We start from the raw sequence: 26977 nt of genomic DNA, 5'->3' as shown, positions 1-26977 counted from the left end.
AATTTTGACTATTCTTATATAATGGGAAAAGAAAATCTCGAAAAGGAGTAAATTTATGATTCCAGTAGTTATTGAACAAACTAGTCGCGGTGAGCGCTCGTATGATATTTATTCACGTTTGCTGAAAGACCGTATCATTATGTTGACAGGTCAGGTTGAGGACAATATGGCCAATTCGATTATTGCCCAATTGCTCTTCCTAGATGCACAAGATCCAACAAAAGATATTTATCTCTATGTAAATACACCAGGGGGTTCTGTTTCTGCAGGTCTTGCCATCGTGGATACAATGAACTTCATTAAAGCAGACGTACAGACAATTGTAATGGGTACTGCAGCAAGTATGGGAACAATCATTGCTTCAAGTGGTACAAAAGGCAAACGTTTCATGCTTCCTAATGCAGAATACATGATTCATCAACCAATGGGAGGCACTGGTGGTGGTACGCAGCAAACTGACATGGCAATTGCAGCAGAACACCTCTTAAAAACTCGTAACAAGTTAGAAAAAATCTTGGCGGACAATTCAGGTAAGACAGTCAAACAAATCCATAAGGATGCAGAACGTGACTATTGGATGTCTGCTGAAGAAACCTTGGCATACGGCTTTATCGACCAAATTATGGATAATACAAAGACTAAGTAATGTTGTTTCTATAAGATTATTCTTACATGCTCCGACGATCGACTTGATTGTTGGAGCTTTTCATTTTTAAATGAAAGCGGTATAATATAGGAAGAATCAATTTTAGAGGAGTTGACATGTTTGAGAAGAAAGATCGGATTAGTTTAACAGTATATTTACATTATAACCGTGATGCCCGTAAATTAAACCAATACGGAGATATCGTCTATCACTCCAAACGCTTACGGTATGTTCTTGTCTATATGGATCAAGATAAAATAGATGTGGCTATTACAAAACTAAAGAAAGAGAAGTTTGTTAAAAAATTAGTTCCTTCATATATAAAAGAGTTGGATCAAAACTTTGTAGGGAGTCTATGGCGTGAATCGATTGAAAAGCCAGATTCAGCCCGCATATCGTCATAATGGTAATATGGAGTCATCAGTAATGATGGCTTTTTTTTGTGAATTATTTGGGTAATTATTAAAATTTTAATTTTTTAAAAAATTTTGGTCATTTGTATTGACAATTTTCAGATAATTCTGTATATTGGATACATGTTAAATTTAAGAAAGTTTTAAGGTATTTTCATGAAAACAAGAAAATTTGCAGTAGCAATCGCTACATTTGCTTCAGCAGCTCTCCTTGCTGCCTGTGGAAATGTTTCAACAACCAATACATCCGCAGCTGGTTCAACTGTTGGGGAAACTTTTAAAATCGGTTATAACTTGGAGTTGTCTGGTGCTGTTTCGTCTTATGGTCAGACAGAAGAAAATGGTGCCAATCTTGCAGTAAAAGAAATCAATGCTGCTGGTGGTATTGATAGCAAAAAGATTGAAGTTATCACAAAAGACAATAAATCTGAAACCGCTGAAGCTGCAACGGTTGCAACAAGCTTGGCAAGTGAGGGTGCAAACGTCGTGATCGGCCCTGCTACATCAGGAGCTTCAGCAGCATCTATTCCAGCTTTAACTTCAGCAGGTGTTCCAATGATTTCTCCTTCAGGTACACAAACAAACTTGGTTGAAAATGATAAAGGTGAGGTACAAGAATACTTCTTCCGTACAACCTTTACAGATGGATACCAAGGTGAAATCATGGCTAAGTACGCTACTGAAAATTTGTCAGCTAAGAAAGTTGTTCTTTACTTTGATAACTCATCTGATTACGGTAAAGGTGTAGCTGAGGCCTTCAAGAAAGCTTTCACAGGAGAAATTGTTTCAGAAATTACATTTGCTTCTGGTGATAAGGACTTCCAAGCGGCATTGACAAAATTGAAAGATAAAGAATTCGATGCTATCATCATGCCTGGTTATTACAATGAAACTGGTACAATTGTGAAACAAGCGCGTGGTCTTGGTATCGAACAGCCAATCCTTGGTTCAGACGGTTTCGACTCTCCACAATTTACTGAATTGGCAACTGCTTCAGCAGCTTCAAACGTTTACTACCTTTCAGCATTTGTAACATCAGCAAGTGAAAAAGCACAAGCATTCTACGATGCATATGTGAAAGAATACAACGAAGAGCCATCAATGTTCTCAGCTCTTGCATATGACTCAGTTTATATGGCAGCAGAAGCAGCGAAAGGTGCAAAAGATTCAGCAGCTGTGAAAGATAACCTTGCAGCTTTGAAAGACTTCGAAGGTGTTACTGGTACCATGTCTATTGATGAAAACCATAACGTTGTGAAATCAGTTTATGTTGTTGGATTGACAAATGGTGAGCAATCTTCAGTGGATACAATTTCAGTTGACTAATAAAAAGATAGAAGAGGGATTTCCCTCTTTTTTCAAATTATGTTATCTTTGCTACATCACTTAAAAAGTGTTTATTTTCTATTTGTACAAATTGATCATACGAATTTTAAGGAATCAATGCAGACTTTTGAGTGGACATAACTGTTTGATTAGCTCAGATTGATTTTACCCTTTATGTGGCTGATGAATGGCAATCGAACTTGCTTATTTTCAGAAAATTTTGTATAATGTAATAATGCTTACTGAGCTTGAAAAATATTTAGAAAGATTGGTGAACCTATGCTTCAACAACTTGTCAATGGTTTGATTCTTGGTTCTGTTTACGCACTATTAGCCCTTGGGTATACCATGGTGTACGGAATCATCAAACTCATTAACTTTGCCCACGGTGACCTATACATGATGGGTGCGTTTATGGGGTATTTTCTATTAAATAATTTAACGTTTATTGGGGATGGAGGAACTCGTTTCTTTATTGCACTTATTCTGGCAATGGTAGGAACAGCTATTCTCGGTGTTGTAATAGAGTTTTTGGCCTATCGTCCTTTGCGAAATTCAACACGTATTGCAGCCTTGATTACAGCTATTGGAGTTTCTTTCTTCTTGGAATACACTATGATTAAGTTCTTTTCGGCTGATGTAAAAGCATTCCCACAAGCAATTGAGGCAGTAACTTTCCACTTGGGTCCAGTTTCTGTAACCAATATTCAGTTGATTATTCTTGGAGTCTCATTGTTCTTGATGATCGCTCTGCAATTAATCGTGAAGCGTACAAAAATGGGGAAAGCCATGCGTGCGGTTTCAGTTGATAGTGATGCAGCGCAGTTGATGGGGATTAACGTAAACCGGACGATCAGCTTTACTTTTGCTCTTGGATCAGCCCTTGCTGGTGCAGCCGGTGTTCTTTTAGGTCTTTATTACAACCAAATCGAGCCTTTGATGGGGATGACACCAGGTTTGAAAGCCTTTGTTGCTGCAGTATTGGGTGGTATTGGTATCATTCCAGGTGCGGCTCTTGGTGGATTTGTCATCGGTATTATTGAAACCTTCACCTATGTGATTAGTTTAGATACATTCCGTGATGCAATCGTGTACGCTGTGCTCATTATCATCCTCTTGGTACGTCCGAGTGGTATTCTTGGTAAGAATGTGAAAGAGAAGGTATAACCATGAAGCAAAATTTAAAAGTTAATGCGATTTGGTTGGCTATCTTATTAGCTGGTTTTGGTCTGATTCAAGGTCTTGTTGCAGCAGGGTTTTTAAACTTCTACTATATCCAAATTGTTCAACAAATCGGTATTCAAATAATATTAGCAGTCGGTTTGAACTTGATTGTTGGTTTCTCTGGTCAATTTTCTCTCGGTCATGCTGGCTTTATGGCTATTGGGGCTTATTCTGTCGGGATTATTGGTAAAATGATGCCATCCTACGGTGGATTTGCTGTCGCATTGATTGTTGGAATGTTGATTTCAGGTGCAGTTGCTTTGTTGGTCGGTATCCCAACCTTGCGCTTAAAGGGTGACTATCTTGCAATTGCGACTCTTGGTGTTGCTGAAATCATCCGTATTTTGATTATCAACGGTGGAAGTCTTACCAACGGTGCAGCTGGTATCATGTCTATTCCACTCTTTACAAGCTGGCCATTAGTTTATATTTTTGTTATTATCACAACCTTGGTAACAGTAAACTTCTTACGTAGCCCAATGGGAAGAGCAACGATATCAGTTCGTGAAGACGAAATTGCGGCTGAGTCTGTTGGTGTTAATCCGACATTTGTTAAAGTTTCAGCCTTTGTATTCGGTGCCATGACTGCAGCCATTGCAGGTGGTCTCCATGCAGGTTATGTTGGTACAATTGTTCCTAAAGACTTTGCCTTTATGACTTCAGTAAATATTTTGATTGTCATTGTTTTAGGTGGTTTGGGTTCAATCACTGGTACCTTTGTAGCAGCTATTGTACTGGGAATCTTGAATGTCTTCTTGAAAAGTTATTCAGATATTTCTATGATCATTTACTCATTGGCGCTGATTCTCTTGATGATTTTCCGTCCTGGTGGTCTTTTAGGAACCAAAGAATTTAGCGTAGCAGCTCTGCTCAAGAAGAAGGAGGTTAAGTAATGGTATTACTTGAAGTAAAAGATTTAACCAAGAACTTCGGTGGACTAACTGCTGTTGGTGATGTAACCATGGAGCTCCATGAAGGAGAATTGGTTGGGCTTATCGGACCTAATGGTGCTGGTAAAACAACGCTTTTTAACCTTTTAACTGGAGTTTATGAACCGAGCGAAGGTACAATCACCCTTGCTGGTACACTTTTAAATGGTAAAGCGCCATCAAAAATCGCCTCACTTGGTCTTGGTCGGACATTCCAAAATATCCGACTCTTCAAAAACATGACCGTTTTAGAAAATGTTTTGATTGGTCTTGGCAACCATGGGAAAGCTGAAGTTTTTGCAAGTTTTTTCCGTCTTCCAGCTTTCTATAAGAATGAAGAATCCCTGAAAACAAAAGCGATTGAACTTTTGAAAATTTTTGATTTGGACGGCGATGCAGATACTCTAGCTAAAAACCTTCCATATGGTCAACAACGTCGTTTGGAAATCGTTCGTGCTCTTGCGACTGAACCAAAAATTCTTTTCTTGGATGAACCTGCAGCTGGTATGAACCCACAAGAAACAGCAGAATTGACCCAACTCATCCGTAAAATCAAGGAAGAATTTAACATCACGATTATGTTGATTGAACATGATATGAGTCTGGTTATGGAAGTTACAGAGCGCATTTATGTATTGGAATATGGCCGTTTAATTGCGCATGGAACTCCTGCAGAAATCCGTAGCAACAAACGTGTTATTGAAGCATACCTCGGAGGTGAAGCCTAATGTCAATGTTAAAAGTTGAAAATTTATCGGTACATTATGGCGTCATTGAGGCGGTAAAAAATGTATCATTTGAAGTAAACGAAGGAGAGGTCGTTACCTTGATTGGTGCCAATGGTGCAGGTAAAACCTCTATCCTTCGTACGATTTCTGGACTTGTTCGTCCATCTTCAGGAACGATTTCTTTCCTTGGAAATGAGATTCAAAAAGTTCCAGCCCGTAAAATTGTAGCAGATGGTTTATCACAAGTTCCAGAAGGCCGTCATGTTTTTGCAGGTTTGACCGTTATGGAAAACTTGGAGATGGGTGCCTTCCTACGCAATAATCGTGAAGAGAACCAAGCAAACTTGAAAAAAATATTTGCTCGTTTCCCACGCTTGGAAGAACGTAAGAACCAAGATGCGGCAACTCTTTCAGGTGGTGAGCAACAGATGTTGGCCATGGGACGTGCTCTCATGAGCCAACCAAAACTCTTGCTCCTTGATGAACCTTCAATGGGACTAGCACCAATCTTTATTCAAGAAATTTTTGATATTATCCAAGATATTCAAAAACAAGGCACAACCGTCCTCTTGATTGAACAAAATGCCAACAAAGCCCTCGCCATCGCAGACCGCGGCTACGTCCTCGAAACAGGCAAAGTCGTCCTCACAGGAACAGGAAAAGAACTCCTCGCCTCAGAAGAAGTCAAAAAAGCATATCTGGGTGGCTAAAAAGGTCCGGGGGACCTTTTTAGGTTGGAGATAGGAAAACCAGCAATGTACGTTGCTGGTTTGTCCCTCCCCCGAGGCTGACGCCTCATTTTAGGTTGGAAATGAGAACCGCTGGTAAGCGGTTTTCTTTGTAAGTGGGTTACCCCATGTTTTAAGTTGGAAATAAGAAACGCCGGCAGGCGTTTTTCTTTATATCAAGGTCCGGGGGACCTTTTTAGGTTGGAAATGAGAACTCTGTTTAGGGATGATTTTTTCCCCCAAAAAAAATTAATATGAATTTGAGATATCAAAATCCAATATATTTACGGATTACTTTATGGATGATTCTTCACTATTTGATAAATGCTTATTTTTATGTCAAAACTCTTGCAAAGTAATTAAAAAGAGAATATAATAAAAATATAAATTTTGTATTTAGATAAATATTTTATTTTTATAAATTAACAATTAATAAGTTATTCTTCCTTCCAAAACGGTTTACGCAGTAAGCCGTTTATTTATTTTTTTGTGTGGTCTCTTTCTCAAAATTTTTTCTTTTTGACTTCACTTAGCAGCCCATTAACAATATTCTTAATTGAAATGAAGTAAAATTTGAAAATGCAATCGATTTCATCATATTCTCTAGTATTGGATTGAATTGAATTATTAAATCTAGAAATATTTATAAATTAAATAATAATTTTTGTTGAAATGGCAATATATTTCCATTATTTGCTAAATTTACCTATAAATTCGTTATTATTTTTGTAAAAAATTATAAATTTTTACACGAAAACGATTGCAAAAAAAATAAAAAGTGTTATAATGTAAGCGTATCCATTCCGGTTTAACATATTAACATTATCGATTTCCGAGGAGGTTAGTACATGGACTTATCTTCAATCACTCATAGACCTGACTCTGAATATGCATATCTGTACAAACGTGATGTTATGCATATTAGAATTAAAACTAAAAGAGATGATGTATCTTCGATAATTTTACATTATGGAGATTCTGTAATTTTCTTTGAAGATTCTTATCAATATTCGGAAAAAATGTTCAAAGTGCTAAGTGACTCTTTATTCGATTATTGGGAAATATTTGTACAGGTAGATCATGCCAGAATTCAGTATATTTTTGAAGTTAAAAACGGTCCAGAGAGAATTTTATATGGTGATAGGGGGCCGGTTCCCTATAGTTTAGATAATCTGAATTTTTTTATGAATGGGTTTAGATTGCCTTATTTTCATGAAATTGACCGTTGTAAGGTTCCTGAATGGGTGAGCAATACAATTTGGTATCAAATTTTTCCAGAACGATTTTGTAATGGTAATGAAGATATTTCACCTCAGGATGTTAAACCTTGGGACTATTCAATTAAGCCAGGAAATTTTGATTTTTTTGGTGGGGATTTACAAGGTGTACTAGATAAATTAGATTATTTGGTTGATTTAGGAATTACCGGAATTTATTTCTGTCCAATTTTTGAATCTCCAAGTAACCATAAATATGATACATTAGATTATTTTGAAATTGATAAGCATTTCGGCGATAAATCACTTTTTAAAAAATTAATCGAAGAAGCACATAATAGAGGAATCAAGATTATGTTAGATGCTGTATTTAATCATATTGGATATTCCTCGAAACAATGGCAAGATGTTATAGAGAATGGAGAAAATTCTAAGTATAAAGATTGGTTTCATATCCAAAAATTTCCAGTAACTACTAATAATCTAATTAATAATAGAAAGTTGACTTATCATGCTTTTGCCTTCCAAGGAGGAATGCCGAAATTAAATACATCTAACCACGAAGTGAAGAAGTATCTTCTTGATATTGCGACATATTGGGTAAAAAATTTTGATATAGATGCATGGAGATTAGATGTCGCTAATGAAATTGATCATGAATTTTGGAAAGATTTTAGAAAGGCTGTTTTAGCAATTAAACCAAATTTATATATATTGGGTGAGATATGGCATTCATCACAACCATGGTTAAATGGAGACGAGTTTCATGCTGTGATGAATTACCCACTATCTGAAAGCATTAAAGAATATTTTTTAAAACGAAAAAAAAGTGTAGAAAATTTTGTTTCTGATCTTGCTACTCAGTCATTTTATTATAAACGTCAAGTTACTGAAGTAATGTTTAACTTACTAGATTCTCATGACACAGAGAGAATTTTAACAACTGCACAAGGAGAATTATCACGAGTTAAAGCAGCTCTTCTCTTCCTTTTTTTGCAGGTTGGGACTCCATGCATCTATTACGGAACAGAATTGGCGATGATTGGAGGACCGGATCCGGACTGTCGTAGAGTTATGCCATGGGAAAAGTATTCAAATGAAAACGAGTTTTACAAGTTCGTAAAAAAAATTATTACACTTAGAAAAAAATATTCAAATTTGATAACTTTTGGTCATCAAAAAATAGAAATTGTAGATCAGGATGTGATAAGAGTTACTTATTACGATAACGATACGAAATTAATTGCATATTTTAACTCATCAAATTATGATATCTCCATACAACCAAATGGAAGCATAGTTTTATCAGATCGTTTAATAAAATTTGGAAGAGAGTTACTACTTAGTAGAGATGGTCTATTAGTTCAAGTAATAGGAGGAAACTCTAATGCTATTGAAAAATAGTAAATCAATAAATAATTCAATCATATATTCAGTTTTTGTTAGAAATTTTTCTGAGGAAGGAACTTTTAAAGCAGTTGAGGATAAGCTTGATAATCTTAGAGAAATGGGAGTTGATATTATTTGGCTTATGCCATTTTATCCAATCGGGATTAAAAAGAAAAAAGGTAGTTTTGGCTCGCCATATTCAATTCGAAACCATAAAGAAATAGCAAATGAATATGGAACTATTGAAGATTTTAAAAAACTTTGTGATGCTGTGCATGAAAATGGTATGAAAATAATAATTGATATTGTCTTCAATCATACCGCTCTTGACTCAGATTTGGTCAAACAGCATCCAGAATGGTTTTATAAAAAACCAAATGGTGAATTTGGTAATAAAGTTGGTGATTGGACAGATATCATAGATTTGGATTATTCGAATCGGGAATTATGGAGTTATCAAATCGATATTTTGAAATACTGGATTGCGAATGGAGTTGATGGCTTTAGATGTGATGTTGCATCCTTAATACCATTGGACTTTTGGAAGCAAGCTAGTAAAGCAATAAATGAAATAAAACCCGATTGTATTTGGTTGGCCGAAAGTATCGATCATAATTTTATTCGATACATGAGAAGTAAAAACTTGATAGCACATAGTGATGGAGAATTATATGAGGTATTTGATATCACATATGATTATGATATCAGGCATATATTTAATAGCTATTTAAATAACGATATAGCACTAAGTAGGTATGTTGAGGCTATTCAGATGCAAGAAGCAATCTATCCAAGTGATTACATTAAAATGAGATTTTTGGAAAACCATGACCAGCCTCGCATAGCAAGTTTAGTAACCAGTAAAAAAGGTTTACTAGGCTGGACAGCAGTTTCGTTATTTTTAAAAGGGTGCACCCTGATTTATAATGGACAAGAAGTAGGTTCTGAACATTTACCAAATTTGTTCGAAAAAGATGTTATCGATTTTACCGAGTCGGGTACTAATCTGTGGTTTTTTCTTAGGCAGTTAAAACATTTACGTGATGAAATTCCAGAAGAATCAGTATGTGAGTTGGTTCCAATTGATACACTTGATATTCTAATAATAAAATATTATCACAATGATTTTGTTACGATGTTGTTTGCATCATTAAAAGGAAAAACGGGTGTTATTGATGTAGAGCTCCAAGATGGTAATTATATTAACAAAATTGATGGTAGTGTCATTGCAGTACACGATAATAAGATTAATTGTCGAAGAGACCCAATAATTTTAACAACAAACAAATTTTTGAAGAAAGGTGGAAAATAATATGACTTAATTGCAATTATGTAGGTTATTTTAGATAGAGTAGTAAATTGTATAGTTGTGAGTATTGTGTTTATTAAATAGGAGAATGTATGAATACTAAGTTTTGTAAACTTGTTAAACTGACTGCAGCATCATTATTACTGTCATCCACTTTTTTACCAGGATATACTGGAATAGTCAGTGCATCTGAGTTAACTTCAATTGGTCCTGTAACTTCGAAAGATACGATATACCAAATAATTACGGACAGATTTGTTGATGGTAATAAAGATAATAATATACCTACAGGGTTTGACCAGTCATTATTTGATGGCAGTGGTAGCGATTTAAAATTATATCAAGGAGGTGATTGGCAAGGAATAATTGATAAAATTCCGTATTTGAAAGGTATGGGGATTACTGCTGTATGGATCTCCGCTCCATATTCTAATCGTGATGATGAGATAATTGATTATCAAGCTGATGGGTCACTTAATCGTTGGACTAGTTTTCATGGATATCATGTTAGAAATTATTTTGCAACGAACAAACATTTTGGTACTTTAAATGAGTTTAAGGAATTAAGGGACGAATTACACAAAAATGATATTAAATTGATAATTGACTTTGTAACGAATCATACAAGTAGATCTCAAAACCCAACTGCAAATTTTCAATCTGAAGATGGAAAACTTTATGAGCCAGATAAAATGTTAAATGGAGAATATGCATTTGATGGCAATGGTGAACCATATGATTTCAACAACGATGGAATAATTGAGAATTTAATAGCTGATCCTAACAATGACATAAATGGATGGTTTCATAATTTTGGAGATCGAGCTGGGGATGAAAGCAGGTGGGCATATCGGAATTAAGATTTGGGTTCCTTAGCAGATTTCTCACAAGAAAATCAAGAAGTTGTTTCCTATTTAGAAAATGCCACGAATTTTTGGGTAAATTTAGGAATAGATGGCTTACGACATGATGCTACGCTCCATATGAATCCAGCTTTTGTTAAAGGCTTAAAAGATAGTGTTTCTACGATTAATACAATTACACATTTTGGTGAATACTTTATTGGACGTCCTGATTCAAAATATGGTGATTACATTAATTTTCCTAAGCAAACTGGTGTAAACAATTTGGATTTTGAAATGTATAGATCGTTGACTTCAACTTTCGGTGATTTCTCAAAGCCAATGTCTGATTTTGCAAACATGTTGAGTTATACTCAGAAAGATTACGAATATGAAAACCAAGCCGTAACTTTTATTGATAATCATGATGTAACGAGATTTGGCTATATCCAACAAAATAAAAAAGCTTATAATGCAGGTTTAGCAGCATTGTTAATGAGTAGAGGAATTCCAAATATATACTATGGAACAGAGCAATATATTATACCTAGCGATGCAAGTGATGTATCCGGACGTGTATTCTTGGAAACTGAAAGCAGTTTTAATACAGATACTGAGGCTTATCAATTAATTAAAAAAGCGTCAGATTTGAGAATTCATAATGATGCTCTAGCATACGGGGAAACTAACGTTATGTATAGTGATAATGACGTTATTGTATTTGAAAGGAAATTTTTTGATAATATTGTCTTAGTAGCAATAAATAGGCAGCCGGACAAATCCTTTACGATTTCAAATATTCCGACAAACCTTCCGAATGGAGAATACCAAGATGAGTTAAACGGATTGTTGGGTGGTTCAAAAACTTTTGTTGAAGGTGGGGTAATTGGAAACATTGAATTAAGTGGGGGAGAAGTTAGTGTTTGGAGTAAAACAGTTGACAATTACGATACTGTGCAAATTGGTGATGTGACTTCTACAATGGGTAGAGTCGGAAATATGGTATATATCTACGGTAGTGGCTTTGATTCTGCTACATCTGTTCAATTTGATGATATTGAAACACCAATTATTAATAAAACAAATAATCAAATAACAGTAATGGTTCCAGAAGGTGTAGAGCCTGGTTATAATTCTATTACAGTTATAGGTCAGAATGGGATAAGTAATCCATTTGAATATAATGTGTTATCTGGTGATCAAAATCAAATAATTTTCCATGTAAAAGCTGAAACTAAACTTGGAGAAAATATTTATGTAGTCGGTAACATTCCTGAATTAGGAAACTGGGATGTTAATAAAGCTTCTGAGGCTTTTATGACACCAAACTATCCAGATTGGTATTTGCCAGTCAGTGTTCCTGTTGGAAAAGAAATAGAATTTAAATTTATTAAAAAAGATGCAAATGGAAATGTTGTATGGGAAGATAGCATACAAAATAGAAAAGTCACATCATCAGTGGACAGTACTGGTGTAGTTGATACGGACTATTATATTTGGAATCAATAAGAATAGGAGTAAAAAAATGAGAAGAAATATTAAAAAAACTGCTACTGTTACATTAATGGCAGCAACTGTTTTATCACTTGTCGCTTGTAAATCAGAAGAAAAAAAAGTAGAGGAATCAACAGAGAATAGTGTATTAACTGTTGCTGTCGATAAACTTTATGTAGACTATATTAATGGAATTAAAGGAGATTTTGAAAAAGAACATAATGTTACTTTAGAAGTAAAAGAAGTTGACCAGAGTGATGTTCTAACTAACCTACCTATTGATGGACCTACTGGTACTTCACCAGATGTAATGATGGCACCATATGATAGAGTAGGAGGTTTAGGTTCGGAAGGTCATATTGCAGAAGTTAGTTTGGGGAATGAAGATGAATTTGATGAGACTGTAAAAAGTTTAGTGGAACTTGACGGTGTAGCTTACGGTGAGCCATCTGTTATTGAAACACTTGTTTTGTACTATAACAAGGATAAGGTAAATGAAGAACCGAAAACGTTTGCAGATTTAGAGAAGTTACAAGACAACCCTGAGTTTGATTTTCCAACAGAAGAAGGAACCGCAACTGGTTTCTTGGCGAACTGGACTAATTTTTATTATGCATATGGTTTGACAGCAGGCTATGGTGGTTATGCATTTGGAAATAATGGAACTGATCCAAGTGATGTTGGTATTGCAGCAGGAGATGCCCTTAAGGCCCTTGAATATGCTAAGTCATGGTATGCAATGTGGCCTAAAGGGATGCAGGACATGACCAAAGCAGGTAGTTTTGCATCGGATCAATTTATCCAAGGGAAAGTTGGTGCACTAATCGATGGTCCATGGGTTGCAGCTTCTTTTAAAGAAGCTGGAATTAATTACGGTGTTGCAAAAATACCTACACTACCGAATGGCAATGAATATAGTCCGTTTGCAGGGGGTAAAGCTTGGGTAATTTCAAATTATTCAAAAAATAAAGAAGTGGCTCAAGATTTTCTTGATTATGTAACAAATAGCGATAATCAAAAACAATTCTTTGAGGAAACTCAAGAAATTCCTGCAAATACTGTTGCGCGAGAATATGCTTCTGAAAAAGGAAATGACTTATCAAAAGCTGTAATCAATCAATTTACTAGTTCAAAACCAATGCCAAATATTCCTCAAATGGCAGAAGTTTGGGAACCATCAGCATCTATGTACTTTGATGTAGTATCTGGTTCTAAAACTCCTGAAGAAGCATCCGCTGATGCATTAAAAACAATCAAGGATGCAATTGAGCAAAAATACGGTGAATAATAATCGTAATCCTGGGCATTTGATATAAAAGTGCCCAGTTTTATTTATAAGTGTAAGGGGGTAATTATGGAGACTAGAAAAAAACAGAACGAAAAATTTGCAATGTTATTGTCAATAATACCCGGTCTTGGTCAATTTTATAATAGACAGTATGTAAAAGGGATAGCATTGCTTTTATTATTTGGTCTTGAACTATTTGAAATAATAACATTTGGCATTCCGGCACTCATTGGGTTAGTAACATTAGGTTCAACTCCAATGGAAGACCATTCATTATTTTTATTGATTGAAGGAGCTATTCAAATAATTGTAATTTTTTTAATGATAGCATTTCATTTTTTAAGTATGCTTGATGCAAAACATACTGCCGGTCAAATAAATTTGGGCATCAAAGTACCAACTTCTTTAAAAGATACTTTACAAAATCTTTATGATAAGGGGTTCGCATATTTATTGATTGTACCTTCTTATTTAGCTATGATATTTGCAATTGTTTTTCCTGTAATAGTCACTCTTTTGATTGCATTTACAAATTACGATTTCAGACACATACCACCAAATAAGTTACTAGACTGGATCGGATTTAAAAATTTTTTAAATATTGTCCAATTGAGCACGTTTAAAAGTGCGTTCACTTCTGTTTTGTCATGGACATTTATTTGGACTATTGTAGCGTCTAGCTTACAAATAATCATTGGGGTATTAATTGCGATAGTTTACAATCAACCAAATATCAAATTTAAAAGGATTTTTGGAGTTATTTTCTTGTTGCCTTGGGCAGTACCGGGATTTGTTTCAATAATGAGTTTTAGTAATTTTTTTAATGATTCAATTGGTGCGATGAATATGCAAGTATTACCTTTTATAGAAAAAATACTACCATTCATTGATTTTGGATTAATCCCTTGGAAGACTGATCCATTTTGGACAAAAGTAGCAATCATCATGATTCAAGGATGGCTAGGGTTTCCGTATATATATGTTCTGACCTCTGGTATATTACAATCCATCCCGCAGGATTTATATGAGGCGGCTACGGTTGATGGAGCAACAGCTTTGCAAAAGTTTAATAATATAACATTACCAATGATATTAACAGTAGCTGCTCCAACGTTTATTTCTCAGTATACTTTTAATTTTAATAATTTTTCAATCATTTATTTATTTAATAATGGAGGACCGAGCAGTGTAGGTGGAGGGGCAGGCTCTACGGATATTTTGATTTCTTGGATTTATAAACTAACGACTCAAAATGCTCCTCAATTCTCGATTGCTGCAGCTGTAACTTTGGTAATATCTTTCATTGTTATTTCTGTATCACTAATCACTTTTAAGAAGTTTAATGCTTTCAATATGGAGGAAAATTAAATGAATAAATCAACTTTTAGATTAGGTATGAAACGCAGGAAAGCATTATCGACAACAGCAACATATTTATTTTTAATACTAGTTTCCATAATAATTTTATTTCCAATTTTAGTTACAATTAGTTCAGCTTTTAAATTCGGAAATAATATTGCTTTCACATTAAATTTAAATTCAAACTGGACATTTAGTAACTTCAATAGACTTTTTCATGAGACAGACTATCTAAATTGGTACAAAAATACTTTAATAGTTGCTTTTTGGACTATGGTTGTGCAAGTCTCAATTGTGACTCTTACAGGCTATTCATATAGTAGATATCAATTTGTTGGTAAAAAAAATAGTTTACTATTCTTTTTAATCATCCAAATGGTGCCTACAACTGCATCATTAACAGCCTTTTTCGTTGTTGCATGGTTATTTAATGCATTAAATCAATATTGGTTTTTAATTATGATTTATGTTGGTGCGGGAATTCCGATGAATGCATGGCTGATGAAGGGATATTTCGATACAGTTCCGTATGATTTAGATGAATCAGCTAAACTAGATGGAGCTGGACATTTAAAAATCTTTTATAGGGTTGTATTACCACTTGTTAAACCAATGATTGCCGTACAAGCATTATGGGCTTTTATGGGGCCATTTGGTGACTTTATGTTAGCAAAATTTTTACTAAGGAAGCCAGAGTATTATACAGTTGCAATTGGCTTACAAACATTTATCTCTGATTCAAAAAAACAAGAAGTTACACTTTTTGCTTCAGGTGCTATTCTAGTGGCGATTCCAATCTCGATATTATTCTTCTTTTTGCAAAAAAACTTTGTATCTGGCTTAACTGCAGGAGGAACAAAAGGTTAATTTTTGTTTTTATTTATTTTATGTCAATATTTTTTTGTTCATTAAACTCATTTTGGCTTCTAAGTTTAAGGGTAGATCGATATATAAGGATAATACGAATCACTAGAATGAAATTGAATTGAGAGGCGATTCACTGGCTAAATAATATACTAAGAGTACAAATGTAGCTGGCCACTGCATAAAAAAATTAATAATCCACTTTTAATATTAATTACTGTAAATGTGTGGAAGCATGACAATTCCATTAAATGTACCTTTTATGAATGAATCTATGATAAGATGGACATCAAATTTAATAAAGGTTTCAGTATTCTTCTTTTATCATAAAGAAACAACCACTCGAAAACATTTTTAAAATTGTTTTTGAGTGGTTGTTTAACATTATGTAGTAGAATTCTTTTTGGATAAGTATTGCTTGAGGCTGGGCAGAAAGTCCAGCCTCGCTTCTCAGAGTTTGTGCCAACATCTCGAAACGAAAAATTGTTGACGAACTCTTTTAGACTGGTTGAGTTCTTTCCCACTCCCATCGTTGTTTTTGAGAGTGTTGGAAATTCTCCTTTGTAAGAATATTTAATGTTATGATTTATTCATTTGATACCAATTCCCTTAAACAATATCTATTGACAAAAAATTACTACTGAATTTTTATGACAACTGTGTATGGAAAAATATAAAAATTTTGGTAAGTGTATTAACTTAGAAGAAAATCACTCAGTTCAGCTACATTCTTTACAATACAAGTCGCACCTGCTTTTTCAAACTCTTCGGTACTTCCATAGCCGTAGAGAACTCCGATGGCAGGAAGTTGGTTCATGTGAGCACCTTCTATATCATGCTCTCTGTCACCGACCATGACTGCAGGTTGAGGAAAATTGCCTAATTGTTTCAGCGCATATGCAATCACATCTGCCTTACTGATACGACTATTGTCCAGACTTGCTCCCGCAATCACATCAAAAAAATGATCAATTTCAAAATGTTTAAGGATTTGTTTTGCGAATAATTCGGGTTTCGAAGTAGCAATCACAAGGGTTTTGCCGGCAGTCTTTAACTTTTCAAGAAGTGGAACAATTCCTGGATAAAGTTGGTTTTCAAACATTCCCTTTTCTTTAAAATAAATGCGAAAAGCATCGACTGCAGCCTGTGTTTCTTCGGGGTTCAGTTGATAGAACTGTAAAAAAGATTCATAGAGTGGCGGTCCGATGAACCGTCTCAAATGATCTGGCTTTGTTTCTTCAATCCCCATTTTTTCGAGTGCAAAGGCAACGGAATTTAAAATGCCTTGACCAGAATCTGTTAATGTTCCATCTAAATCAAATAATATAGTTTGATACATAGCTGCCTCCTTTCTTTCAGTATATCATACTCTTTTAAAATCTGATAAGACTTATTGAAAGCTTCTTTTGGGAATGGTATACTAATAATATAAAGGAGGTTGGTCCACTATGCATATTCTCATAGCGCCAGATTCGTTTAAAGAATCTCTTTCAGCAGCACAGGTCGCTGAAGCGATTAAACTTGGATTTTCAAAGGTTTATCCTCATGCAAGCTATGACTTACTTCCCTTGGGTGACGGTGGGGAAGGTACTGTTGAGAGTTTGACAGATGCCTTATCGCTGGATGTGAAACACACCTATGTTACTGGTCCATTTGGAGATAAAGTCAAGGTTACCTATGCGATGAAAGATGACCTTGCAGCATTTGAAATGGCTGCAATAGTTGGACTTGGCAGTATTCCACACGAAAAAAGAAATCCGCTTTTGCTCAAAACAGAAGGAATTGGAGAGCTAATCGTTGAACTGGTGCAAAATGGAGCTCAGAGAATTTTAATTGGTGTTGGCGGATCTGCGAGTCATGATGGTGGCATTGGTATGGCATCAGGTCTTGGTGTTAGATTTTATGACCGTGATGGAGATGAGGTCGAGGCTATTGGGGCTCATTTGGGAAGGATAGTACGCTATTCAACAGACGAAATGTTGGTGGACTTATCCCAAGTTAGGATTGACTTGGTTACGGATGTGAATAATCCACTTTGTGGGCCTTTGGGTGCAACTTATGTTTTTGCGGGTCAGAAAGGTCTAGCGGCTGAAGAGTTTGAACGGATTGATGAGGAAATGGCTGGGTTTTATAGTAATGTGAATCCCGAAATACTTGCTGTAAGTGGAGCAGGTGCTGGTGGAGGTATGGCTGCAGGATTGGTCCAATTTGCTGGTGCACATATCCAAAAGGGTGTAGATTTTGTCATGGAACAATTGAATTTTGATCACCGAGTTGCTAAGGCTGATCTTGTCATTGTAGGTGAGGGTCGGATGGATGTCCAGAGTCTAGCAGGGAAAACTCCGATAGGAGTGGCTCGACGAACACCAGATGGAGTTCCTATCATTGCGATATGTGGCAGTCTCAAAGATGACCTACCTGATTTTCCTTTTGAAAATATCTGCGCCGCGTTTCCTATCATTGCAAGTGTTGACAGTTTAGAACACACGCTCCAAAATGCAGAAAAAAACCTGATCCGTACAGCAGAACAGGTGGCAAGAGTCATTCAATTAGGAGGAACAGTAAGATGGAATGGATGAAATCAATAGCAATTATCTTATTTATTCTAATTTGTCTTGCAAAGCTGCAAACCCTTGTAAGACTTTCTAAGAATGAAAGAGGGACGGAATCGAATGTATTGAAAGGAAATGGAACTATTTTCTTTTTCAATGAAAAAAATGATATAGGCAGATTGCTAGGAATTCTGTGTTTATTAAGTATAATTATTTGTCTTGTACTTATTTTAGTTCATTGATAAATCAGTCTATCCAAATAATTTTTTCCAGAAGGAAGGTTTTGTATCTTCCTTTTTTTCTTCTATTAAGAATATATTTGGAAATACCGATTCTAAGGTAACATCTTCTTTATCTATAGCATGGTCAGTATGAAAAATCACAGCATATGGTGATTGACCAACTTTCTCGTCAATAATAGCTGAAGTAATGCTGTGAGTTTGTGCCATTTTCATCAGCGAAATCTGTTGCTTATCCGATAGAGAGGGGGATAGTTTAAGAAAGAGCGGTTGGTAGTTACTAACTAATTTTTGGCAAATCTGATTAAAGTCTTGAGAGACCTGTTCCTTTGCCAATTCGTCAAAAGTAAGTAGGAGAACAACCCGCTCCCGGTAGGTTCCCATGTACAGACGTTGTTCATCCGGATTTAGACGAGTTTCCCCGGAAGCCTTTCTTAAAATGCTTGTATTTATATCGTTATTCATAGTATTAGTATAACATAAAACTATGTAAGAAAAAAGGAAGACGTTTACATTACTTCTTTCTGTAAAAATACCGACTTTTTCTTGAAAAATAACGTATTTTAGGGTATGATAGCTATGTAACAATTTTAAACTCAAAGGAGAGTAATATAATGTCAATTATTACTGATGTTTACGCTCGCGAAGTCCTTGACTCACGCGGTAACCCTACACTTGAAGTTGAAGTTTATACTGAATCAGGTGCTTTCGGACGTGGTATGGTTCCTTCAGGAGCTTCTACTGGTGAGCACGAAGCAGTTGAGCTTCGCGACGGTGACAAATCTCGTTACCTTGGTCTTGGTACTCAAAAAGCTGTTGACAACGTGAACAACGTGATTGCTGACGCTATCATCGGTTTCGACGTTCGTGATCAACAAGCTATCGACCGCGCTATGATCGCTCTTGACGGTACTCCTAACAAAGGTAAATTGGGTGCAAACGCAATTCTTGGTGTTTCTATCGCTGTTGCGCGTGCTGCTGCTGACTACCTTGAAGTGCCACTTTACACTTACCTTGGCGGATTCAATACTAAAGTATTGCCAACTCCAATGATGAACATCATCAACGGTGGTTCTCACTCTGACGCTCCAATCGCTTTCCAAGAATTCATGATCGTACCAGTTGGTGCTCCATCATTCAAAGAAGGTCTTCGTTGGGGTGCTGAAGTATTCCACGCTTTGAAAAAAATCTTGAAAGCTCGTGGTTTGGTAACAGCTGTTGGTGACGAAGGTGGTTTCGCTCCTAAATTTGAAGGTACTGAAGATGGCGTTGAAACAATCATCGAAGCTATCGAAGCTGCTGGATACGAAGCTGGCGAAAACGGCATCATGATCGGTTTCGACTGTGCATCATCTGAATTCTTCGACAAAGAACGTAAAGTTTACGATTACACTAAATTCGAAGGTGAAGGCGCTGCTGTTCGTACATCTGCAGAACAAATCGACTACCTTGAAGAATTGGTTAACAAATACCCAATCATCACTATCGAAGATGGTATGGATGAAAACGACTGGGATGGCTGGAAAGCTCTTACTGAGCGTCTTGGTAAACGCGTTCAATTGGTTGGTGACGACTTCTTCGTAACAAACACTGACTACCTTGCACGTGGTATCAAAGAAGGTGCTGCTAACTCAATCCTTATCAAAGTTAACCAAATCGGTACTCTTACTGAAACATTTGAAGCTATCGAAATGGCTAAAGAAGCTGGTTACACTGCCGTTGTATCACACCGTTCAGGTGAAACTGAAGATTCAACAATCGCTGACATCGCAGTTGCAACTAACGCTGGCCAAATCAAAACAGGTTCATTGTCACGTACAGACCGTATTGCTAAATACAACCAATTGCTTCGTATCGAAGATCAATTGGGTGAAGTTGCAGTCTACAAAGGCTTGAACTCATTCTACAACCTTAGAAAATAATCTCTTTATGAGGTTAAAGGCTTAAAAGCCTTGATATTAAGCACTTTAGGGCGTTATCCCAAGGTGCTTTTTTAGAATTTACTACCCTTTGTACTACCCCATGATTGAAATACTATATTTTTGGTATAGTAAGAGGGCAGTCACAAAGTGTGACCCCCTTTATAAACTATTGATGGCTGTTTCATAATTTGAGACAGCTTTTTTTGCATTTTCATTGAGTATCAGTCACCGCCTTATGACAAGTTGAACAAATGGTTTGAAACCTATTCAGATGTGTATTTTATTGTAGTTCCTTTACCTAAAATGGAGGTTTATCATAATATGGTAGGTGTCTATCGGAGTGTGGGGTATAATATTCTCAAGCGCAAGGAGTAGTATAGATGGAGTAGACTTGATATAGGAAGCTCACGTTCAAATCGTGACTATTGTACTAGCGTCTAGGAAACTAGGTGCTTTTTGATAGATTGACAAATACTCCAAAATGTGTTACAATGTAACACAAAGAAACGAGGTAAACACCATGAGTACAGTAACTATCAGATTAAATCAAGAAGAAGAGGTGTTCTTTAAAAGCTATGCACAATTAACAGGTCAAAGTCTTTCTAGCCTTTTTAAGAAAGCTTTGGAGCGTGATATTGAAGATGAGTATGATTTAAAAATCTATCATCAAGCTTATGATGAGTACAAAGCAAATCCAGAAACAATTAGTCATGCTGATTTTAAGAAAGAGCTAGGATTATAGCATGTATCATTTAGAGTATTCTAAAAAGGCTCAAAAGCAAATTAAGAAATTAGATAGGCAAATTCAGAGGTTGCTATTTGCTTGGATTGATAAGCACTTAGAAGGGACTGAAAATCCACGCGCCAATGGTAAAGGTTTGACAGGTAATCATGCTCACGAGTGGCGTTATCGTATCGGAGATTACCGACTGATTTGCGATATTCAAGATGATAAGTTGGTTATTTTAGCACTTGAGTTTGGACATCGTAAAGATATCTATTGATTTGTGAAAATCTATGACAAGACAGGTCCTAACTATTTTTAAGAATGAATAGAATACTAGACTGAAATTCCTAGGGAGTTTTCTTTGCCTTGAAATTGATAAAATGATATTCTAAAAAGACTAATCAACTTAAGTATTCTCATGTTGAAAAGTGATGGAGAATGGGATGATAGAGTGGATATTTTTTGATTTGGGTTCGACGCTTTTAGATGAAGAGGCTGCCTATGGTTATTATATAGACAAGTGTGTGAAGAAGTTAGAGTCTCTGGATATAGAGGTTTCATAAGATTCTTATAAAAAGAAAATGGTGGAGTATGCTCATAAGTCGCTGGACCCAATTCGTGCGACCTGGCAATATTTTTCACCGACCGAGTCACGTCCTTTATGGACAAATAAAGGGGTAAAACTTTATCCGGGAGCAAAGCTAGTTCTTGAAACTTTATCAAAACACTATCAATTAGGGATAATTGCAAATCAATCTGCTACGGTAAGGGCTTTGTTGGAGGAATGGGGAATTGAGTCTTACTTTCAACTTATTATCCTCTCTGAGGAAGTTGGACTATCTAAGCCAGATTCGACTATTTTCAAACTTGCCTTGCAAAAATCAAACACCACAGCAAATAGAGTTGTCTATGTTGGGGATAGGTACGATAATGACATTGTACCAGCTAAATCGCTAGGTATGAGGGCTGTTCGCTTATTGACAGGAATTGGAAGATTTGCTGTTGAGGATATGGAGTGGAAGAGTGACTGGCAACTGCATTCAATCCAAGAACTTACGACTATTTTCAAAGAAAAAAGAAAACTAGACTGAACATTCTCAGCCTAGTTTTTACATGTATTAGAACAAGCCTTTAACTTTATCTAAAAGACCGTTAACACCTTCAGAACCTGATAACAAGCCTTTTGCTTGTTCCAAGTATTCACCGAATTGGTCCTTGTTTTCTTCGATAAATTGTTTTGCACCATCAAAGTCTTTGTTTGCGATTAAGTCTTTTACTTCATTGAAAAGATCTACTGGATTCATGTTGAATACACCTCCTATGGAACTATTAAACCAAAATGGTCTCAATTTCACAATTAATATGTCTTATTAAAATGTAACGCAAACAGCTTCAGGAACAAAAAAATCATGATAAAGTTCTGTTAAACGACCGCTCTCTGTATTTCTCGCAAAGACAGTCGCATTGTCAGAATCTTGATGAACGACAATTAAGTGATTTTCATCAGGACTAAGAGTGAAGTCACGAGGAGTTTTACCATTAGTTGGAACGATTTCAACCAACTCTAAGCTAGTGTCGCCAAGGGTTTTGTATACTGCGATAGAGTCGTTCCCACGGTTTGAGCCATAGACAAATTGACCATCTTTCGTGATACGAATAGCAGCAGTACCATTGAAACCAGTGTGCTCCTCTGGAAGGGTTGAGATGGTTTGCATCAGTTCGAATTGCCCATGGCCATCATAGATGAGTACTTCAATAGTAGAGTTCAGTTCACAGATGAGATAGGCAATTTTTGCAGTTGGATGGAAAACGATATGGCGTGGTCCGCTACCCGGTGTAGCTTGATAAGTTGCTACTTTTTCTAATTTTCCTTGATTGTTCACTTTATATGTAACCACTTGGTCACATCCCAAATCACAGGCTACTAGAAATTTATCTGGTGTTAAATCAGAGAAATGAACGTGAGCAGAAGCTTGGTTTTCATGTGGACCAGAGCCCTCGTGCTGAGCAACATCTGCAAGTTCAAGAGAACCATCTGTCAAACGCTTATAGACTAGCAATTGCCCTTTGTGGTAATTTGAACCATAGACCAGGTCTTTTTCTTCATCAACGGAAACATAGCAAAGTGGTGCACCTTCAGCTACCACGTGATTTAGTGGAGTAAAGTCAGCAGAAAAGGCAACTATACCACCTTGGCCATTTTCAGACCCTACTGAGTAAAGATGACCAGCTTGGTCAAAAGCTAGATAGGTAGGATTTGGTTCTTCCGCAACCAATTCTAAATTGCTAAGTTGTCCTGATGTTGCGTCAAATTGTGCTTTATAGATACCTTTTGATTCGCGTTTGGTATACGTACCGAAATAGATCGTCATGGGTTTCTCCTTTAGGAAATGATTGATAAAATTATACCACTTTTTTCTGATAAAGTCGCATAAATTCTGTAGTTGATTCTGACAAAATTCCTTTCTACATGATACAATAGATAAAAAGAAAAGGAGTAAGTATCGTGGACGACAAAGATCAAAAATTTAGTTTTAGCTGGTTCTTCCGTTGGTTTTTGAATAATCAGGCCGTTACCATTTTGCTAGTAATCCTATTGACTTTTTTGACTATTTTAGTGTTTAGTAAGATTAGCTTTTTGTTTAGACCGATTGGAAGTTTTCTGGAAATTTTATTGTTACCGATGATCTTGACAGGTCTCTTGTACTATTTATTAAATCCAATGGTTGATTGGATGGAGAAACATAATATTTCTCGAACAATTGGCATTTCGATACTGTTTGTATTGATTGCTCTTTTGATTGTTTGGGGACTTGCTGTAGCTATTCCAAGCATTCAAGTACAAGTTACTTCATTTGCACAAAATCTTCCTTCAAATATCCAAAAAATTGAGGGGAGTGTAACGGGCTTATTACAAGATCAGCGATTTGAACAATTTAGACCAACCGCTTTGGAAATGCTTGACAAAGTTAATGACCAGATAATCACTTTTGCGCAGAAATTTTCTTCCAGTGCTGTTAACTGGGCAAGTAATTTGATTTCGACTGCATCTCAGATTGTTGTTGCTGTTCTTATCATGCCTTTTATACTCTTTTACCTTTTACGGGATGGACAATACTTGAATAAACATATTACCCAATATTTACCGACTAAGTGGAGGGTGCCTATTGGAGCTGTTTTGTCAGATGTGAACAGTCAGTTATCAAATTATGTTCGTGGTCAGGTAACTGTTGCAATCATTGTAGCAGTTATGTTCTCTATTTTATTTTCAATTATTGGTCTAAACTATTCTGTGACTCTAGGAGTGATGGCCGGATTTTTAAATTTGATTCCCTACCTAGGTTCATTTTTGGCAATGATTCCAGCAGTAATTTTGGGGTTAATTGCTGGTCCATTTATGTTGCTAAAAGTATTGATTGTTTTTATGATAGAACAAACCATTGAAGGTCGTTTTGTAACGCCTTTGATAATAGGTAGCTCGCTCAGCATTCATCCAATTACGATTTTGTTTGTACTCCTGACTGCAGGCCAAATGTATGGTGTGCTTGGGGTGCTATTAGGGATTCCAATTTATGCTTCTATCAAGGTTTTGGTGAAAGCAATCTTTGAATGGTACAAAGAACATAGTGCTTTATATAATGAGGAATCTATTGAGGTAAAGAATGAATAATAGTGAAAAAATGGTGGCTTGTATCAGTCAGCAGGATTTAGAGAAAGCCAATAAGTATTTTAAACGAGCATTGGCTGAAGATGATGTTGAGACTTTATTGTCTCTAGCGGAATATTTGGAGGGAATTGGTTTTTTCCCACAGGCTAGTCAAATCTATGCTCAAGTGAAAGACGATTTTCCTGAAGTAGGCCTGAATATGGCTCAAATTGCCTTTGAAGATGGTTTGGTTGAAGAAGCCTTTGCCTATTTGGAGGAAATTCCAGAGGATAGTCCTGTTTATGTGGAGGCTTTGTTGGTCAAGGCTGACCTCTATCAGGCTGAGGGATTATCTGATGTTGCGCGTGAAAAAATGTTGGAAGCAAGTTACTTGTCCGATGAGCCGGTTATTCTTTTTGGATTGGCTGAATTGGATATGGAATTGGAATTGTTTGACGAGGCCATTTCTTATTATGCACAGCTAGACAATCGTGACATCTATGAACTAACTGGAGTTTCTACCTATCAGAGAATCGGTATTGCCTATGCCAGTTTAGGGAAATTTGAAGCGGCCATTGAATTTTTGGAAAAAGCTGTTGAGTTGGAATACGATGACCAGACTGTTTTTGAATTGGCTGCTCTGCTATTTGAAAGTGAAGAATACCAGAAGGCAAATCTTTACTTTAAGCAACTGGATACGATTAATCCTGATTTTGATGGCTACGAGTATGCCTATGCACGGTCGCTTCATGCCGAGCATAAGATTGATGAAGCCTTGGCTATGACGGAAAAAGGCCTGGCGAAAAATGATTTTGATGCCAATCTCTTACTTCAAGCTTCACAGTATGCCTATGAATTACATGATGAGGCGAGAGCAGAAGACTATCTGCTCCGAGCAAAAGAGGTAGCAGACGATGGGAATGAGCTCGCTTTGCGCTTGTCTAATTTGTATCTTGAGCAGGAACGATTTGAAGAGGTTGTGGCTTTATTCGATGAAGAGGTTGAGAATGTCTTGGCTCGATGGAATATTGCAAAAGCCTACCAGGCATTGGAGCAGGAAGATGCGGCTATTCAATTGTATGATGAATTGGCCCTTGATCTAGTTGAGAACCCAGAATTTTTGGCTGATTATATAGAAGTGTTGCGCCAACTTGGTCGTTTGGATGAGGCAAAAGAGCAAGCTAGTCGGTATATCCAATTGGTGCCGGATGATTTGGCCATGCAAGAATTTTTGAATGAAGAGTAGATTATGCAAGTAAATCGATTATTTCAATACAATACCTTAGGTGCCTTGATGGCGGGGCTGTATGGCGGTTCTTTAACGGTTGGTGAATTGTTGGAACATGGTGATTTGGGGTTGGGAACCCTGGATTCCATTGATGGAGAGCTGATTGTTTTAGATGGAAAGGCCTATCAGGCCAAGGGAGCAGGAGAAAAACCAGAAGTGGTTGAAGTTCCAGCTGATATGAAAGTTCCCTATGCAGCGGTTATTTTTCATGAAGCAGAAGTCATTTTCAAACAACGCTTTGAAATGACTAGCGATGAATTGCATCAGCGGATTGAGTCATATTATGATGGTGAAAATCTCTTTCGTTCCATTAAAATAGAAGGAACATTTTCGCATATGCATGTGCGTATGATTCCAAAGTCGGCCTCTGATGTCCGATTTGCGGAGGTGGCAAGTCGACAGCCTGAGTATACCGCTGAGAATATTTCAGGTACCATTGTTGGAATTTGGACGCCAGAGATTTTCCATGGTGTCAGTGTGGCTGGCTATCATTTGCATTTTATTTCGGATGATTTGACCTTCGGTGGTCATGTTATGGATTATATTATTTCAGAAGGAATGGTTGAAGTGGGACCAGTAGATCAACTAGACCAGCGTTTTCCAATTCAAGACCGCCAGTATCTTTTCGCTAAGTTCAATGCTAAGGAAGTTAGAGAAGATATTGATAAGGCAGAATAGATCTAGCAATTGAGCCTAAAAAGAGAGAAGTTTCTTATTGGAACTACTCTCTTTTTTATATGTACGACGGGCATGTCGTACATCTGAGGTGAAAGTCCTCTGTGGACACCCGCTACCGGTGAACCCCAAAGCGACTCCCAAGCCTGACTATCGTGAGGTAGCGGGGAGA

At 36.5% G+C, this 26977-nt stretch carries 27 protein-coding genes; 23 read left to right on the top strand and 4 right to left on the bottom strand.

The window, feature by feature from the left end; translation table 11 throughout:
* The first annotated feature begins 34 nt into the window (after nucleotides 1-34).
* The 14 genes from K6V48_RS08005 (at nucleotide 35) to K6V48_RS07945 (ending at nucleotide 15759) form a co-directional block, all read left to right on the top strand.
* Entirely contained in the window at nucleotides 35-646 is a 612-nt protein-coding gene (locus tag K6V48_RS08005; RefSeq protein ID WP_228380341.1) for an ATP-dependent Clp protease proteolytic subunit, read from the top strand.
* Nucleotides 647-762: 116 nt separating this feature from the next.
* Entirely contained in the window at nucleotides 763-1050 is a 288-nt protein-coding gene (locus tag K6V48_RS08000) for a DUF2129 domain-containing protein (protein ID WP_172071507.1), read from the top strand.
* A gap of 165 nt (nucleotides 1051-1215) precedes the next feature.
* Nucleotides 1216-2385 (top strand): ABC transporter substrate-binding protein, encoded by a 1170-nt coding sequence (locus tag K6V48_RS07995; RefSeq protein ID WP_222368939.1) that lies wholly within the window; start codon nucleotides 1216-1218, stop codon nucleotides 2383-2385.
* 279 nt (nucleotides 2386-2664) lie between these two features.
* Complete coding sequence (locus tag K6V48_RS07990; RefSeq protein WP_024391943.1) at nucleotides 2665-3552, top strand: branched-chain amino acid ABC transporter permease; 888 nt, start codon at nucleotides 2665-2667, stop codon at nucleotides 3550-3552.
* Nucleotides 3553-3554: 2 nt separating this feature from the next.
* Complete coding sequence (locus K6V48_RS07985; protein WP_024391942.1) at nucleotides 3555-4502, top strand: branched-chain amino acid ABC transporter permease; 948 nt, start codon at nucleotides 3555-3557, stop codon at nucleotides 4500-4502.
* On the top strand, nucleotides 4502-5266 hold the full coding sequence (locus K6V48_RS07980; protein WP_024391941.1) for an ABC transporter ATP-binding protein: 765 nt from the start codon (nucleotides 4502-4504) through the stop codon (nucleotides 5264-5266). Before K6V48_RS07985 ends, K6V48_RS07980 begins: the two co-directional genes overlap by 1 nt.
* Nucleotides 5266-5976: an ABC transporter ATP-binding protein gene (locus K6V48_RS07975; RefSeq protein ID WP_024391940.1), complete on the top strand. Its 711-nt coding sequence runs from the start codon at nucleotides 5266-5268 to the stop codon at nucleotides 5974-5976. Before K6V48_RS07980 ends, K6V48_RS07975 begins: the two co-directional genes overlap by 1 nt.
* A gap of 866 nt (nucleotides 5977-6842) precedes the next feature.
* Complete coding sequence (locus tag K6V48_RS07970) at nucleotides 6843-8615, top strand: glycoside hydrolase family 13 protein (protein ID WP_222368937.1); 1773 nt, start codon at nucleotides 6843-6845, stop codon at nucleotides 8613-8615.
* The gene (locus K6V48_RS07965; RefSeq protein ID WP_222368935.1) at nucleotides 8599-9912 is read left to right on the top strand and encodes an alpha-amylase family glycosyl hydrolase; all 1314 of its coding nucleotides are present in this window, start codon (nucleotides 8599-8601) and stop codon (nucleotides 9910-9912) included. Before K6V48_RS07970 ends, K6V48_RS07965 begins: the two co-directional genes overlap by 17 nt.
* A gap of 89 nt (nucleotides 9913-10001) precedes the next feature.
* Complete coding sequence (locus K6V48_RS11860) at nucleotides 10002-10769, top strand: alpha-amylase family glycosyl hydrolase (RefSeq protein ID WP_261311083.1); 768 nt, start codon at nucleotides 10002-10004, stop codon at nucleotides 10767-10769.
* 3 nt (nucleotides 10770-10772) lie between these two features.
* The gene (locus K6V48_RS07960; RefSeq protein WP_261311082.1) at nucleotides 10773-12260 is read left to right on the top strand and encodes a carbohydrate-binding module family 20 domain-containing protein; all 1488 of its coding nucleotides are present in this window, start codon (nucleotides 10773-10775) and stop codon (nucleotides 12258-12260) included.
* A 16-nt stretch (nucleotides 12261-12276) separates the two neighbouring features.
* A complete protein-coding gene (locus tag K6V48_RS07955; RefSeq protein ID WP_222368933.1) occupies nucleotides 12277-13533 on the top strand; it encodes an extracellular solute-binding protein in 1257 nt (418 codons plus the stop codon).
* 66 nt (nucleotides 13534-13599) lie between these two features.
* Nucleotides 13600-14901, top strand: coding sequence for a carbohydrate ABC transporter permease (locus K6V48_RS07950; RefSeq protein ID WP_222368923.1), 1302 nt, complete (start codon nucleotides 13600-13602; stop codon nucleotides 14899-14901).
* Nucleotides 14902-15759: a sugar ABC transporter permease gene (locus K6V48_RS07945; RefSeq protein WP_105126599.1), complete on the top strand. Its 858-nt coding sequence runs from the start codon at nucleotides 14902-14904 to the stop codon at nucleotides 15757-15759.
* A gap of 691 nt (nucleotides 15760-16450) precedes the next feature.
* Here K6V48_RS07945 and K6V48_RS07940 read toward each other — a convergent pair.
* Entirely contained in the window at nucleotides 16451-17095 is a 645-nt protein-coding gene (locus K6V48_RS07940; RefSeq protein WP_222368922.1) for an HAD family hydrolase, read from the bottom strand.
* 109 nt (nucleotides 17096-17204) lie between these two features.
* Between K6V48_RS07940 and K6V48_RS07935 the strand changes: the two genes are divergently transcribed.
* Nucleotides 17205-18335: a glycerate kinase family protein gene (locus K6V48_RS07935; protein ID WP_172016283.1), complete on the top strand. Its 1131-nt coding sequence runs from the start codon at nucleotides 17205-17207 to the stop codon at nucleotides 18333-18335.
* Nucleotides 18323-18550, top strand: coding sequence for a hypothetical protein (locus tag K6V48_RS07930; RefSeq protein WP_024404856.1), 228 nt, complete (start codon nucleotides 18323-18325; stop codon nucleotides 18548-18550). The genes K6V48_RS07935 and K6V48_RS07930 overlap by 13 nt, the downstream gene beginning before the upstream one ends.
* A 9-nt stretch (nucleotides 18551-18559) precedes the next feature.
* Here K6V48_RS07930 and K6V48_RS07925 read toward each other — a convergent pair whose 3' ends face one another.
* Complete coding sequence (locus tag K6V48_RS07925) at nucleotides 18560-19012, bottom strand: DUF1694 domain-containing protein (RefSeq protein WP_222368921.1); 453 nt, start codon at nucleotides 19010-19012, stop codon at nucleotides 18560-18562.
* A 149-nt stretch (nucleotides 19013-19161) separates the two neighbouring features.
* Here K6V48_RS07925 and eno point away from each other — a divergent pair, with 149 nt between their 5' ends.
* From eno to K6V48_RS07905, 4 genes are all read left to right on the top strand, one after another.
* Entirely contained in the window at nucleotides 19162-20469 is a 1308-nt protein-coding gene (gene eno / locus K6V48_RS07920; RefSeq protein WP_024391935.1) for a surface-displayed alpha-enolase, read from the top strand.
* 520 nt (nucleotides 20470-20989) lie between these two features.
* On the top strand, nucleotides 20990-21211 hold the full coding sequence (gene relB, locus K6V48_RS07915) for a type II toxin-antitoxin system RelB family antitoxin (protein ID WP_024404858.1): 222 nt from the start codon (nucleotides 20990-20992) through the stop codon (nucleotides 21209-21211).
* 1 nt (nucleotide 21212) lies between these two features.
* Nucleotides 21213-21473, top strand: coding sequence for a type II toxin-antitoxin system RelE family toxin (locus tag K6V48_RS07910; protein WP_024404859.1), 261 nt, complete (start codon nucleotides 21213-21215; stop codon nucleotides 21471-21473).
* 304 nt (nucleotides 21474-21777) lie between these two features.
* The gene (locus K6V48_RS07905) at nucleotides 21778-22287 is read left to right on the top strand and encodes an HAD family hydrolase (protein ID WP_261311081.1); all 510 of its coding nucleotides are present in this window, start codon (nucleotides 21778-21780) and stop codon (nucleotides 22285-22287) included.
* 27 nt (nucleotides 22288-22314) lie between these two features.
* On the opposite strand, the gene K6V48_RS07900 is transcribed toward K6V48_RS07905, so the two are convergent.
* Nucleotides 22315-22500, bottom strand: a complete 186-nt coding sequence (locus tag K6V48_RS07900; protein WP_024399779.1) for a hypothetical protein — start codon at nucleotides 22498-22500, stop codon at nucleotides 22315-22317.
* 66 nt (nucleotides 22501-22566) lie between these two features.
* Complete coding sequence (locus tag K6V48_RS07895; RefSeq protein ID WP_222368920.1) at nucleotides 22567-23568, bottom strand: lactonase family protein; 1002 nt, start codon at nucleotides 23566-23568, stop codon at nucleotides 22567-22569.
* A 134-nt stretch (nucleotides 23569-23702) separates the two neighbouring features.
* On the opposite strand from K6V48_RS07895, the gene K6V48_RS07890 reads away from it, so the two are divergent.
* Genes K6V48_RS07890 through budA form a run of 3 tightly spaced genes read left to right on the top strand, consistent with a single transcriptional unit; the run spans nucleotide 23703 to nucleotide 26808 of the window.
* Nucleotides 23703-24866, top strand: coding sequence for an AI-2E family transporter (locus K6V48_RS07890; protein ID WP_222368919.1), 1164 nt, complete (start codon nucleotides 23703-23705; stop codon nucleotides 24864-24866).
* Nucleotides 24859-26088: a tetratricopeptide repeat protein gene (locus K6V48_RS07885; RefSeq protein ID WP_222368918.1), complete on the top strand. Its 1230-nt coding sequence runs from the start codon at nucleotides 24859-24861 to the stop codon at nucleotides 26086-26088. Before K6V48_RS07890 ends, K6V48_RS07885 begins: the two co-directional genes overlap by 8 nt.
* Nucleotides 26089-26091: 3 nt before the next feature.
* On the top strand, nucleotides 26092-26808 hold the full coding sequence (gene budA / locus K6V48_RS07880) for an acetolactate decarboxylase (RefSeq protein ID WP_172039588.1): 717 nt from the start codon (nucleotides 26092-26094) through the stop codon (nucleotides 26806-26808).
* Nucleotides 26809-26977 lie beyond the last annotated feature (169 nt).

It is taken from the genome of Streptococcus suis, from assembly GCF_019794555.1.
Classification (GTDB): domain Bacteria; phylum Bacillota; class Bacilli; order Lactobacillales; family Streptococcaceae; genus Streptococcus; species Streptococcus suis_AB.
The sequence above is the reverse complement of the archived record's forward strand: the minus strand, read 5'-3'. Positions and strand labels throughout refer to the sequence as shown.